Origin of the sequence: Serratia sp. JSRIV004 (assembly GCF_019968705.1) — a bacterium.
Lineage (GTDB): Bacteria > Pseudomonadota > Gammaproteobacteria > Enterobacterales > Enterobacteriaceae > Chania > Chania fonticola_B.
Window position 1 is genome coordinate 804,771 of record NZ_CP074140.1, and the last position, 12,026, is coordinate 816,796.

Below are 12,026 nucleotides of genomic sequence, written 5' to 3' on the forward strand. Positions count from 1 at the left end.
AGGCTGAATTACGCCTTATGCTGTGAGGCAATTTTCTCAATATCATTATGTGGGCGTGCAATAACCCGGGATGAAATCACTTCGCCAATTCGGCTGGCGGCTTCAATACCGGATTCCACCGCTGCGTTAACGGCACCCACGTCGCCTTTCACCATCACGGTGACCAGGCCGGAGCCGACGTTTTCATAGCCAATCAGTTCAATATTGGCGGCCTTACACATGGCATCGGCGGCTTCGATGGCGGGCACCAACCCTTTGGTTTCGATCAATCCGAGTGCATCTTTCATCAGTGAATTCCTTGTTATTCGGTGATTTTGTACTGCGAGATGATTTTCTGGATATCGTTATGCGGGCGGGCAATGACCAGTGAGGTAACCACTTCACCCACGCGTTTGGCCGATTCGATACCGGAATCCACCGCCGCCTTGACCGCGCCCACGTCGCCTTTCACCATCGCGGTAACCAGGCCGGAACCGACGTTCTCATAGCCGATCAGCTCCACGTTGGCCGCTTTGCACATCGCATCGGCGGCTTCAATACAGGCCACCAGCCCTTTGGTTTCAATCAATCCTAATGCGTCACCCATGATCCGTTCTCCTTGATGCGCTGTTTACGCTTTGTGCTTAATCACGATTTTGTTGATGTCGTTGTGTGGGCGGGCGATAACCAGTGAAGTCACTACTTCACCCACGCGTTGTGCGGATTCCACGCCGGAATCGACGGCGGCTTTTACCGCACCGACGTCACCTTTCACCATGGCGGTGACCAGGCCGGAACCGACGTTTTCATAGCCGATCAGTTCGACGTTGGCCGCCTTGCACATGGCATCCGCCGCTTCAATACAGGCCACCAACCCTTTGGTTTCGATTAAGCCTAATGCATCACCCATTGTTGTTTCCTCCACAAAGCCGGTTTATGAGTTGTCATCTGCTGTGCCGTTCGGCCATGAGGGGATCAAGGTTTCCGACGGCTAAGGGCACTATACCCCTCCGGTGGTTATTCAAAATATAAATTCATTAATCGATATCTATTTAGTTTTTTGTTCTAATAATAAGCCTCTATTTATCCCCTGTTTATCTTTTTGCTCTGATAATCAGCCCGAGAATAGTTCTGCTCCCTGGCAAGAAATGGCGGGTTTTGGCATTCACTTAAGGGCGGAAAAGAATGTTAAATCTATGGTATTCAAATGGGTTTTTTAGGTAGCGGAGGGGCTTGCAGACTGTGGAGTAGCGCAGGTTTTTGCCGTGGCTATTTGAGTAGCTTCACGTGCTACATATTGACCGCCGTTGTTACTGATATCACCGTACTAGCTCCCTCTCCTTTTTGGGGAGAGGATTGGGGGTGGGGGAAATAGCGATCGTCGAATAACCGGTAGGCATTATGACTATCAGGGGGGTTTTTGGGGTAATGAGAGGCAGGCCAGAGGCTTATGACAAGGGGGAACAGCTTTGCTGGGGAACGGGCGTTACTCTAACTGGCTGCCGGGTTTTAACGCGCAGATAAACAATGGGGAGTTGATCGAACTGAGCAGCACGGTGTCGGCATTGATTTTCCCCATTGCCAATTGCAGGCCGTCGTGGCTGTCTGACATTTCCCGCATAAAGTAATCGAAGATCACGTCGGGTGATTGATCGATAGAGGACTTGCTGGAAACCCAGCGGTTGATCTGATAATAGCGGGCGCCGGGGGAAACGCGCTTGCTGGTATAATCAAACTGTACGTAGCGTTGCAAATAAAGCCAGCCTACCTCGGAGTCTGAATATCCTTCCACCACGATCGAACCTTTACCTTTGGCATTAAAGTTAAAGTGAATATTGACGTTAACGGATTCAGTGACGGTGTCTTCAAAATGCATAATGGCTTTGGTTGAGCAGTTTAAAATATCATCGCGCCGGATAACATTCTGCTTAACGGTGATAAATAGTGAGACCAGTAGCAATATGATAGAGACGGCAAACAGCCTTCTCCCCCAGCCGATTGTTTTCATAATTTATTTCCATGAATAATAAAAATAGTTATCGCAGTAGCTGAATGTATTATCTTGATGTTTGGCACAGTGTGCGAGAAACGTCCGGCCTAAACCGTTGGATTGCAGCTTATCACCATAAAAGAACAGAAAACGTTCGTCTTTATCATACTTGATGTTCTTTTTTTCTTTGACGGCAATAAAGTTTTTCAGGTAATTGTCGCGCATTCTTGGATTTATCATGGTGTCGGTGGATAACACCTCAATGGGGTCCTGCGCGACGGGGGTGAAGGTGAGAGGGGTCAGGCTGCCGTTGTTACTCCACGACCAGCCGATCAGCGCGATGGCCAACAGCGATATCATCGCCCCGGCATAACCCCAGTAGCGATCGTTGCTGGTGATGACCGCCGCTACCGGCGTTGGTTCTGGAGCCATCTCGGCAGAGGATTGATGTTCGCTGGCATGTATCACCGGATGCACCAAGGAATCATCGATCACCTCGATCGTCAGCTCTGGGTTGATTTCTAGCCGGCCCCTGGCCACGGTGACGATCACGTTCTCAATGCCATAACGGCGGAAGGCTTTACGCAGGATGCTCAGGTACTGATTCAGGTTGCTGTTGGAGGACATCAGCCCGTTGTCGTCCCACACTCGCTGCATCACCGTATCGCGGCTGATCACGCCAGGATGCTGGATCATGAAGAACAGCAGGGCGTTGGCAGTGATGGTGAGCTGGCTATCTGACTTGCCGCCGTCGTCCAGCTTTAGCGAGCCTTCGGTGGCGTCATAAATAAGAAAGGCATTAATTTTGTATTTCATTATCGCCCCTGGGTGATTGGCTGCCCGCGAACCGCGGAGGTTAAAGCTCCTCGAAGGTCATTGCCGCCAGCCTCGTCACCAATGCAAGCCGCTCTTCCGGCGTCATAGTGACTCCTTCCGTGAGTTCAGAAAGCCATAGGCCGTCTGCACCATAGCGCACCAAGTTACCTACGTAGCTGCGATCCAGTTCATCGGCGTTGGCCAGATGTTGCAGCACCCAGTCCCGCCAGCATTTACGCAACACCATTTCATGCGGCATGGCCAGCGACAGCAGGGCCAATTGACGGCTGGTGTCGCTTTCACTGATACCTGCCAGGTACATCAGATAGGCCCGGGAGAAGCGCCCGCGTGGGTTATCGTCCTCGGCCATTAGCGCCATAATGCCGCGATCCATCACGGCCAGCAGGCGAATAAACAGCGCGTGGATTAGCTCCTGCCTGCCGGGAAAGTGGTGTAGCAGCCCGCCCTTACTGACCCCAGCCTGTTTGGCGACGGCGTTTAACGACAGCGCGGCAATCCCATCTTTGGCTGCGATGATACTAGCGGCTTCCAGCAGCTGCTCTTGCAGCCGTTCCGGGTCTTTTTTGCGATGCACGTGGGTATTCATGCGGCGATCATACCGACCAGCCGGTATGTCATTTTTGATCGAGGTCAATCTGCTTCCCCTAAAGGTCAGACCAATCTTGAATAATGCTAAGTAGGTCAAACTATTTTATTTATCAATCAATTAGGAAAGATTTTACTAGCTTAATCGAGGCGTCAGGCTTAATGGCGGGATACCCAAAGGTATAAAGCGGCAACTGACGGCTGCTCCGAACAAGCTCCCTCTCCCCCATACAAGTGTTGATAGTGTCTTGGTTCTTACGGTGGGAGAGGGTTGGGGTGAGGGGCGTTTACAACAACCAATCCAGTATCAGGACACCGACCAGACTGATCGCCCAGGCTAGGGTGGTGGGTACTGACCAGACCATCATCTGCTGCTTCACGTCCTTAATCCCCATCATCCGGTTGACGACCCAGAACATGCTGTCGTTAAAGTAGCTGAAGAACAGTGCGCCCATGGTGGCGGCCTGCGCGGCAGCGAGCATATTGACGCCGGGCAACTGGCTAACAATAGGAGCTGAGATAGACGCTGCGGTGATCATGGCAACGGTGCCCGACCCCTGTATCAAGCGCACCAGCGTAGCGATAAAGAAGGGGATTAACACCGGAGACAGTGGCAGATTGGCGACGTGCTGAGCCAGCAAGGTGCCGGTGCCACTTTCACGTAATACAGCCCCTAGCGCGCCACCGGCACCGGTCACCAGCAAGATAATCCCAGCGGCCTGCAAGCCTTCCTCCAGCCGCTCCAGCGTCTCGTGCTTGTCGACCTTGGGCATCAGGGTGTAAACCGCCAGCAGGACGCTGATGGCCAACGCAATCACCGGTGCGCCGAGGAAGGCAAAGGCTTGTCCCCACAGGCTTTCCCCCAGCCAGGACATTCCTTCAGCCTTGGCCAGCATAGTGTTCACCGCATTGATAAAGATCAGCACGATGGGGGCGATGATTGGCAGCAGCGATAGCGTTAAGCTCGGCAGCACCTTGGCTTCTTTCTCAGCCAGATAGCGCTGGTGGGCGGCCCGTAGGTCGTCCGGCTCATCTTCCTGGTTTTCCGGTGTAAAATCCGGGTAATAGGTGCCGAGCCAGCGCGCATAGATCACAATGCCGATCACGCAGGGAATGGCTAACACCAGCCCGGCCAGCATCATGGCGCCGATATCGACGCCGAAAATCCCCGCTACCCCTAATGGACCTGGTGTTGGTGGAACTGCGTGATGGGTAATGATCAGGCCACCCGCCAAGGCTACGCCGAGTGTCAGAAGATTGCGTTTACCCTTCTTGGCCAGTGCCTTGACCAACGGATAAAGGATGACGAAGGCCGAATCGACAAAAATCGGGATGCTGACGATATAGCCGGTGATCGCCAACGCCCACTCTTCGCGCTTTTTACCCAGCCACTTGATAAAGCTGAAGGCGATCTGCTCCGCCGCGCCGGAAACTTCCAGCACGCGGCCCATCATCACCCCCAGGCCAATAACAATCCCGATACTGCCGAGCGTGCTGCCAAACCCTTTGGAGATGGTATCTACCGTCTGCATGGCGCTCAACCCGCCGCTGATCCCGGCGATAGAGGCTGCTGCCAGCATGGCGATCAATGCATGAACCCGCGTGCGTAATACCAGCCACACCAGTACGAACACGGCCACCGCCAAACCAATGATGGGAGTATAAAGTGCCATAATCAGCTCCCGGCCTGTGGCATCTCATCACGCATAAAGGCGCGGATGATCTGCTGGAAGTTTTCATCGGCACGGAACCCCAACGCCAATGCACGTTGTATATCGAAGTTGCCCGGCCAACTGGCGACAATGTGATTGATGGCTTCGTCCGGCACAAAGTTCACCTTGGCACTAGCCTGCTCACCGGCCACCTCTTCCAGTGCGGCTAGCATCTGCTCTACTGTGACGCTGATGCCTGGCAGGTTGACGATGCGTGAGGTGCCGAACTGCGCGGTAGGCAACGTGGCGGCATGGATAAAGTTGCGTACCACGGTGCCAGGGCTGGACAGCCATAGCGTCAACTCTGGGGAGACCGGGCAGACTGAAGGCTCCCCGTGCAATGGTTCACGGATGATGCCGCTGGCAAAGGAGGACGCTGCCTTATTCGGCTTGCCGGGGCGCACGCTGATGGTGGGCAGACGCAGCACCCGCGCATCGACAAATCCTTTGCGGGCGTAATCATTGATCAACAGTTCACATAGAGCCTTTTGTGCACCGTAGGAGGATTGTGGCTGCACGGCGCACTCATCGGTGACGGTGGCCGGAAGCTGGCCGCCAAACACCGCCAGCGAGCTGGTGAAGATAAACTTCATTGCCGGGGCATTGCGGCGGGCGGCTTCCAACAGTTGGCGAGTGGCGTCAAAGTTCACCTGCATCCCGAGATCGAAGTCGCTTTCCGCATGGCTGCTGACGATGGCGGCCAGGTGATAGAGCACGCTGCAATCGTTGTCGATCAGCCGATCGGCGGCATCGTGTTGAGTGAGATCGAGCGCCAGGCAGCGAACTCGCGGATCGGCTAGCGGGGCGTTAGGTTGTTGGATATCTGCCAGCACCAGTTCGTCAAAAGGTAGCGTATTGTCTTGCAGCAACGCGGCTGCCAAGCGTTGACCCAAAAAACCTGCTCCGCCAGTAATGATGACCTTCATGGTTATATTCCTTTGTAGGGGGTGTTATCAGAGGTTGATGCTGTGCAGCCGCACGCCACGCTCTTGGAGTTGTTGCTGCGTTTCTGGCGGCAGGGCAGCATCGCAGATGATGTCGTCGAGCGCCGCCAGCGAGCAGACGCGAAACATGCCGTACTTGCCGTATTTACTGCTGTCGGAGACCAGTACCTTGCGCCGGGCCACGTCCAGCAGCGCCTGTTTCACCAGCACTTTCTCCTCGTGTGGGGTAGATAGACCATGTTCCAGATCCCAGGAACTGGTGCTGATAAAGGCCACGTCGATATTTAAGGTGCGCAACAGCATGGCGGCGCAGCTGCCGACGCAGGAATAGTTGCGCTGATCGACCCGCCCACCGGTGTGAAACAGGTTGAGCTGGGGGCGATTCATCAGGTGCTGGATAATGGAAAAATCGTTGGTGACTACGGTCAGGTTGAAGCGTTCGGCCAGTTGGCGGGCGATCTCGAAGCTGGTTGTGCCCGCGTCCAGATAGACCACTTGGCCATCTTCGACCAACCCGGCGGCATATTTGCCGATTGCTCGCTTCTGCCGGTGATGCAGTTGGGCCTTCTCTTTGTAGGCCAGCTCCTGGCGTAGCGCGTCACTCAGGCGCACACCGCCACTGACGCTAATCACCTTGCCTTCTTCTTCCAGTTGATGGATGTCGCGCCTGACGGTCATATGTGAAACGCTCATCAACTCGGCCAGGGCCACGATGGTGACCAACTGGTACTCATGTACATAGCGATAGATAAAATCGCGGCGTTCCGATGGGATCATGCTCAACTCCTGGTCGGTAGCGATGGTGCCGCTGGGTGGCTGTTATTTTTTGTTATGTTATTAATATTCAATCATTTGATTTAACAAATAAACGAGGGTTGTCACATAAGGGAGGTGGGGAGTTGTCGCGTATATTGGTATAAAATTATTTGTATTCAATATGTTGTGATTTTATTTCTCGCAAATGGGAGTCACAGAAGGTTGTGATGAAAAGTGTGAGGTGTAACAAAAAAGTGCAGGATGGTGGTGAGGGGATTGCCGGGCTCGGACAGCATGCTGACAAACTTCATCGGGTGCAAAACGTAGGAGCGCTGCATGCTGCGCCCGTTAATAGCTTGAGCCCCGCACCACTGTTCCAACACCTTCTAGCCGCGTTGACTGGGTAAGCCCAGGGTAATAAATAAGCAGAGTAAGCCGAAAAAATCGACGGGTGACGTTTTTTTCAACATTCAACTCGTTGAATGCTTGATAAGTGTTGCGCGAGGCAAGTGGGAAGGTATAATGCCCACGTTTTCCGCATACTACTTCAGTGCCGAAGTGGCGAAATCGGTAGACGCAGTTGATTCAAAATCAACCGTAGAGATACGTGCCGGTTCGAGTCCGGCCTTCGGCACCATTAGTCAGTACGCAAATCAAGTCGCCTTCGAGCGGCTTTTTTTGTGCCTGAAATTCAGTATTCGCAAGGCTTCTTGAGGTTTTTCAGACAACCTGATTCAATCAACATCAACTTGGGGTTTACGTACGAACGTCTGCAATTTGCTTTGCCACCGGATTGATTGAACGGAAAAACTCAGTGATTTCATTGCTAACCAGTGCTCAGTACTCTAGTAGAACAGTAGGCTAGGTGTCGTATGTTTGCTAGGGTTATCCATTCGCAACTCTAAATGCTTCAGACATTCTTTCCTGCTCCCGAAGAGATAGTCCCAAACCATCAGCAATTGTCCTCCATTGAGCCACGATCCCCATAAAGTTTTCAATAATTTCATCGGCCTGCGTCAAGCTCAAACGGAAATATTCAGCGACTTCACGTGCCAGTTCGAGATCTAGTGCATTATCTGCTTCGGTGATATTAAGCTTTAGGCCGTCAGACCAGGGAACGGGGTTCATATCGTAGGCTTCAGAAAGCCGCCAGCCTTTACCAGGGACCAAAATGAAACCATGATTGCGTAGGTGATCATCGGTGTTAGAGACAAGAATATTGAAAACAATCCTTGACCAGAGTTCTTGCAGGTCGGTTTTTGTTTGTGCGCCATGTCTTATCAGGACGTCTGCAAGTTCAAGATAACTGACACCTGTAGAGGCATCATCACCATCTTGATGTCTGGTCATTGTCATGGCAGAAGCAAAATGAAGGCGCTGGCCGGATCCTGTACGGTCGAACCGACGGACCATAAAGCAGTGGTAATCGCTGGCATATTTATGCGCTTCAGCTGTTGCGACGTTCAGCCCACAACCCACGGCGAGAGCATTGGCCACCATCTCCCAGCCGCCAACATCGTAATCATCTTTGGTGCTGGGAAATTTTGCGATATAGAGATGGCCATGCTTGTCCACGACACTTGCTTTGGGCCTTGCGCCACCTAGAGAACCACCCGGAGCAATGAGCATCCGCAGCCATTCCTGACCCTGTAGGGATGTATTGTCTGGATCATCTTCTAGTGCGCGGCTTGCCCTTTCTAAAGCGTGAATTTCGGTAAAGGGAGGAGCCGCTTCGTCAGCTCGGTTATCAAGAAATTCACCTTCATCATTAAGCTTGTAGCGTAGGGCCCCTACTCGATAAAGATCATGTACACCCAAGAGATAATTTGATTCGTATAGCCTGGTTCCTTCAGTTTGGATGCCGGCACGAATATCCCGTTCAAGGCGACGCTTCATCAGTATTCGGCCCCAGCGTTCGGGACTGGAGTCGCCAAATATGCCGAATTTATCCCGTGGGTGAGTGGGGTACTGGGCACCTTCGAATAAAAGAATTTCTGGATCAAGTTGCAAACGATTGAGGTCGGGATCGGCCAATGCTAGAGGGTCATACTGAAATTCAAATAACTCTCGCGTACGAGTTTGTCGGCTATGCAGGAAGCCAACTCGCTTTGGCCCGTGCATTCCATCCCAGTCTGCATATACCCCAATCATAGCCATCGTTAGCTCCCTTTGATTGACTTCTTCAATGGTTTTAGCAGAGCAACCAGATCGGCCGACGTTGTGCCTGTCGTTTTGCGGGCCGTATTGTTTGCTACGGAGCCAGCTTTTGTTGTTGCAGCTGCCTGTTTGTCTGATCTTTCGTACCTGTAGGCAACCTCAGGGCGCGGTTTTTTGTCTGCCGGGGCTTTACTTGGTTTTGCCTTGGAAGTGAAAACGATGTCGTTCTTTATCAGCCGGGAATCCTGAAGTTGGCGACCTAGTTGATCTTCGGCGGCCAACTGATTCAGATCGTTTTCAAGCCCTAACACCTGCATGACAGATAAATATGCACCTATAGTAACGCCTGCTCCTCCTGCCTCAAGCGAACGCAGTGTCATTGGCGACATACCTGCCCGTTCTGCCACCTGTTTGGCCGTTAGTTTGCGCCGAAGACGCGCAAGTTTCAGCCGCTCACCAAAATCAGTCAGCAATTGGTTAGTTGTAGGAAGTAATGGTGCTGTTTTTTTCGCCATGATGTCAATATTTTATCTTTTTAGTACAAATTACGCCATAATATTAGCATAATTTCGACATGAAGCAGCAAGGGGATGACGTGTGATACTAATATTTTTACTAAAAAGGGTTTAAAACGCCAGAATATTAGCACTTTTGAAACTGCTTCGAAGGAGGGAAGGGGATTTGTACGTATTCACTGCCCCGTATCTGCATCGTCCATTTATGCAACGTCTGTGTTACCTGGGCTCTTATGTTCCTTGCAGATAGTCAACTCGTACTAAAAGCACCCCGCTGAACCTCTGGGATGTCTAGCTTAAGGTTTGGCCCGCTTTCCAGCTTAGCCTGCAAGGATTATCATACTATCGAGACTACAGATCTAGAGAGTGTGCTATGCAACATATTATTGAAGGTTTCCTCAGTTTCCAGAAAGAGATTTTCCCGCAGCGTAAGGAGCTCTTTCGCAGCCTTGCCTCCAGCCAGAATCCTAAAGCGCTTTTTATTTCGTGTTCTGACAGCCGCCTGGTACCCGAGCTGGTAACCCAGCAAGATCCGGGGCAGCTTTTCGTTATCCGTAACGCAGGCAACATCGTCCCTTCCTTTGGCCCGGAGCCGGGTGGGGTGTCGGCGACCATCGAATACGCGGTTGTGGCGCTAGGCGTTACTGATATCGTGATTTGCGGCCACTCGAACTGCGGCGCCATGAAGGCTATCGCTTCTTGCCAGTGCCTTGACCCGATGCCTGCTGTTGCTCACTGGCTACACTATGCGGACGCGGCCAAAGCGGTGGTAGAGAAGAAAACCTGGAATAGCGAAATCGACAAAGTTAACGCTATGGTTGAAGAGAACGTGATAGCCCAGCTAAATAATATTAAGACTCACCCGTCCGTTGCCGTTGGGCTGCGCGACAACGCACTACGCCTGCACGGCTGGGTGTACGACATCGAAAGTGGCGAGATCCGCACGCTGGATAAAAATACCAAGAATTTCATTTCGCTGGCGGATAACCCCGAGGTGTACTTCGAATAACAGATGCTTGACTATGAGTGGGACCGCTCCTGGGCAGAAAACCAGGAGCCTTCTGCCTGGCGTCCTTATCTGCTATATTCGCCAGGTGGAAATTATTTAAGCAATCGGGGGTAGGTCGTTAATGGAAAACGAAGAACATATCAGTAACATTATAAAAACGCACCTCGAAGCGACATTAAACGATCTCGGGGAATTTATCTGGGCATATGTGGTGTTATCGAAAAAAGATATGTCCTGCATCTTTGGGGTAACCAACTATCCTGGTGAGTGGGTAGAGCATTATAAAGCCAACGGTTTACAGTATACCGATCCGGTGGTGATCACTGCGCTGAACCGCCTAACGCCTTTTTCATGGGATGAAAATCTGATGACGGGGGGAGGGTTTCATTTTTCCGAACTCTTCGAGCGGGCCAGGAAATTTGGGCTGAATAACGGCTATACGTTTGTATTGCATGATTATAATAATAACCTGGTCACGTTATCTTTTATTCTTGCCCCTGAAACCAGAGCGGAATTAACCCAAACGCTGATCAAGAATAAAGGTGACATCTCTGTTTTACTGGCGTCAGTGCATGAGATATATCTAACCCTGAATTCGCTGTCAGAAAAAAACGCCTCTCGCTCGGAAAAAAGCGCCCAATTTACCGAACGGGAAAACGAAATCCTCTACTGGGCCAGCGTGGGCAAAACCTATCAGGAAACGGGGATGATCCTGGGGATCACTACGCGTACGGTCAAGTTTCATATGTCCAACATCGTCAAAAAGCTTGGAGTCGCAAATGCCCGGCATGCAATACGTCTAGGTGTGGAACTTCAACTGATTAAACCGGTTAGTTGATTACAAAGAAGGCTCAGCCGCCAGCGGCCAGTCGTTCAGCCTGGTTTCGTCCGCTGTGCTGTACTTGCTGAATATCTTGGCTTTTAGCTTCCTCTGGCTCTCAGAGTCGACATGGCCGAGCAACAGATAGACCGGCTCATCTTTCTCGGAAACACCGGTTTCCAACACGGTGACATTCCAGCCGGAGGTTCTGATGATGTGCATCATCGGATGGCTGGCGACGGCAAGAATGCCATCATAGTGATGTTGCCGCGCGTAGTTAATCAGTGAGAGAAACAAAGCCATAGTGACAGGAAACTTACGGCCTAACAGCGAGTGGGTTCTTTCTTTATCCACGAAGAAACGCGTGGATTCAATGTAGTTGCCTTCTGGAATGTTGACATTGTTAAAGAATGAGGAGAATGTACTGTTCAACATATTTTGGTATTTCATGTCTATCATCCTGGTTCCGCATATAATCATGCCGTTCTCCACGCCGAAAATATAATTGGTCTTGTCATTATCAAACTGATCGACCTCCTTGCCGTCAGAGCAGTCGACAGCCCATTGCAGTCTGTCTTTAAAGGTATTTTTTCTTAACATAAAGAGATCTTCAGATTTCTCATTGCTCATTGAAGCATAGTTAACGCTGTAAATATTAAACATAATGTCACCTGTGAATGAATATATAGAGATAAGTTCATCCGGTAACATCAGTGAAGTTT

Annotated in this window: 14 protein-coding genes and 1 tRNA gene; 3 read left to right on the forward strand and 12 right to left on the reverse strand. The window is 51.3% G+C overall.

From position 1 onward, the window contains the following. Positions 1-8: 8 nt before the first annotated feature. The 9 genes from KGP21_RS03780 to KGP21_RS03820 all read right to left on the reverse strand — a co-directional run bounded on the left by KGP21_RS03780 (position 9) and on the right by KGP21_RS03820 (position 6,824). A complete protein-coding gene (locus KGP21_RS03780) occupies positions 9-287 on the reverse strand; it encodes a BMC domain-containing protein (protein WP_021179127.1) in 279 nt (92 codons plus the stop codon). 14 nt (positions 288-301) lie between these two features. Continuing rightward, positions 302-586: a BMC domain-containing protein gene (locus KGP21_RS03785; protein ID WP_021807825.1), complete on the reverse strand. Its 285-nt coding sequence runs from the start codon at positions 584-586 to the stop codon at positions 302-304. Between the two features lie 24 nt (positions 587-610). Beyond that, the gene (locus KGP21_RS03790; RefSeq protein ID WP_004249182.1) at positions 611-889 is read right to left on the reverse strand and encodes a BMC domain-containing protein; all 279 of its coding nucleotides are present in this window, start codon (positions 887-889) and stop codon (positions 611-613) included. 576 nt (positions 890-1,465) lie between these two features. Then, positions 1,466-1,987: a FidL-like protein gene (locus tag KGP21_RS03795; RefSeq protein WP_223498806.1), complete on the reverse strand. Its 522-nt coding sequence runs from the start codon at positions 1,985-1,987 to the stop codon at positions 1,466-1,468. Between the two features lie 3 nt (positions 1,988-1,990). After that, the gene (locus tag KGP21_RS03800; protein ID WP_021807827.1) at positions 1,991-2,785 is read right to left on the reverse strand and encodes a winged helix-turn-helix domain-containing protein; all 795 of its coding nucleotides are present in this window, start codon (positions 2,783-2,785) and stop codon (positions 1,991-1,993) included. A gap of 40 nt (positions 2,786-2,825) precedes the next feature. Then, positions 2,826-3,392, reverse strand: coding sequence for a TetR/AcrR family transcriptional regulator (locus tag KGP21_RS03805; protein ID WP_021179131.1), 567 nt, complete (start codon positions 3,390-3,392; stop codon positions 2,826-2,828). A 286-nt stretch (positions 3,393-3,678) separates the two neighbouring features. Further along, entirely contained in the window at positions 3,679-5,067 is a 1,389-nt protein-coding gene (locus KGP21_RS03810; protein WP_223538499.1) for a GntP family permease, read from the reverse strand. Further along, the gene (denD, locus tag KGP21_RS03815; protein ID WP_223537246.1) at positions 5,067-6,029 is read right to left on the reverse strand and encodes a D-erythronate dehydrogenase; all 963 of its coding nucleotides are present in this window, start codon (positions 6,027-6,029) and stop codon (positions 5,067-5,069) included. Before denD ends, KGP21_RS03810 begins: the two co-directional genes overlap by 1 nt. Before the next feature lie 27 nt (positions 6,030-6,056). Next, positions 6,057-6,824 (reverse strand): DeoR/GlpR family DNA-binding transcription regulator, encoded by a 768-nt coding sequence (locus tag KGP21_RS03820; RefSeq protein ID WP_021807830.1) that lies wholly within the window; start codon positions 6,822-6,824, stop codon positions 6,057-6,059. Between the two features lie 531 nt (positions 6,825-7,355). Between KGP21_RS03820 and KGP21_RS03825 the strand changes: the two genes are divergently transcribed. Continuing rightward, positions 7,356-7,440, forward strand: a tRNA-Leu gene (locus KGP21_RS03825). Between the two features lie 248 nt (positions 7,441-7,688). On the opposite strand, the gene KGP21_RS03830 is transcribed toward KGP21_RS03825, so the two are convergent. Both KGP21_RS03830 and KGP21_RS03835 read right to left on the reverse strand, forming a co-directional pair. Continuing rightward, entirely contained in the window at positions 7,689-8,960 is a 1,272-nt protein-coding gene (locus KGP21_RS03830) for a type II toxin-antitoxin system HipA family toxin (protein ID WP_223537249.1), read from the reverse strand. Positions 8,961-8,962: 2 nt separating this feature from the next. After that, entirely contained in the window at positions 8,963-9,475 is a 513-nt protein-coding gene (locus KGP21_RS03835) for a helix-turn-helix domain-containing protein (RefSeq protein WP_021807854.1), read from the reverse strand. Between the two features lie 373 nt (positions 9,476-9,848). On the opposite strand from KGP21_RS03835, the gene KGP21_RS03840 reads away from it, so the two are divergent. Together KGP21_RS03840 and KGP21_RS03845 are read left to right on the forward strand one after the other, a co-directional pair. Further along, positions 9,849-10,484 carry a carbonic anhydrase gene (locus tag KGP21_RS03840; RefSeq protein ID WP_021179138.1) on the forward strand — a complete coding sequence of 212 codons (636 nt, stop codon included), beginning with the start codon at positions 9,849-9,851 and terminating at the stop codon, positions 10,482-10,484. A gap of 121 nt (positions 10,485-10,605) precedes the next feature. After that, the gene (locus KGP21_RS03845; protein WP_021179139.1) at positions 10,606-11,322 is read left to right on the forward strand and encodes a LuxR family transcriptional regulator; all 717 of its coding nucleotides are present in this window, start codon (positions 10,606-10,608) and stop codon (positions 11,320-11,322) included. Here KGP21_RS03845 and KGP21_RS03850 read toward each other — a convergent pair whose 3' ends face one another. Then, complete coding sequence (locus KGP21_RS03850; RefSeq protein ID WP_071682435.1) at positions 11,323-11,967, reverse strand: acyl-homoserine-lactone synthase; 645 nt, start codon at positions 11,965-11,967, stop codon at positions 11,323-11,325. It lies immediately after the preceding gene. Between the last annotated feature and the right edge of the window lie 59 nt (positions 11,968-12,026).